This window comes from Streptomyces sp. B15, assembly GCF_018070605.1.
Classification (GTDB): Bacteria; Actinomycetota; Actinomycetes; order Streptomycetales; family Streptomycetaceae; genus Streptomyces; species Streptomyces smyrnaeus.
Genome location: NZ_JAGPXJ010000213.1, coordinates 1 through 517, shown reverse-complemented (window position 1 = coordinate 517; position 517 = coordinate 1). Strand labels below are relative to the sequence as shown.

Annotated in this window: 1 protein-coding gene; it reads right to left on the bottom strand. The window is 30.8% G+C overall.

Annotated elements, in window-relative coordinates; all coding sequences use genetic code 11:
- The coding region (locus tag KBY19_RS35905) for a hypothetical protein (RefSeq protein ID WP_210967527.1) at positions 1-467 on the bottom strand (467 nt) is incomplete at its 3' end.
- Positions 468-517: the final 50 nt, after the last annotated feature.

Below are 517 nucleotides of genomic sequence, written 5' to 3'. Positions count from 1 at the left end.
GCTATAAGCATGGTAACTAATAAAATACTGTAGTTAACATCATAATTCCAAATTGCATAAGCACATATTAGAAAGGCTATAATACTAATAAACAGGCTAGCTTTTAAAACGTGTAGCATATGAATTTTACTCATAAGTATTGGTACTATTATTATTGGCAAATACATAGCCACCATATGCCATTGAACTAGAGTCGATATGTCTGGAGCCGTCATCTTTCTTTCTGTTGCTTCTAATGGAACAGATGTCATTACTAAAGTCATAGTTACATAACTACAAAACCCTATGAGTCCACCCAAATATAGTAATGATTTATATATTAGCGTATTTTTTTCTATATCGCTTATTTTAAAATTTGGATTTATTTGACTAATAGAATGTTTCTTAGGTAAAGCAAAACATAAAATTAATGCTATTACTCCAAAAAAAGCAACTGCTAAGTAAGATTTATAGAAAAGCTCAGGCATAGGGGAAATTTGTTTAGCAATCCACGGTCCTATAATTGCTCCAATAATCC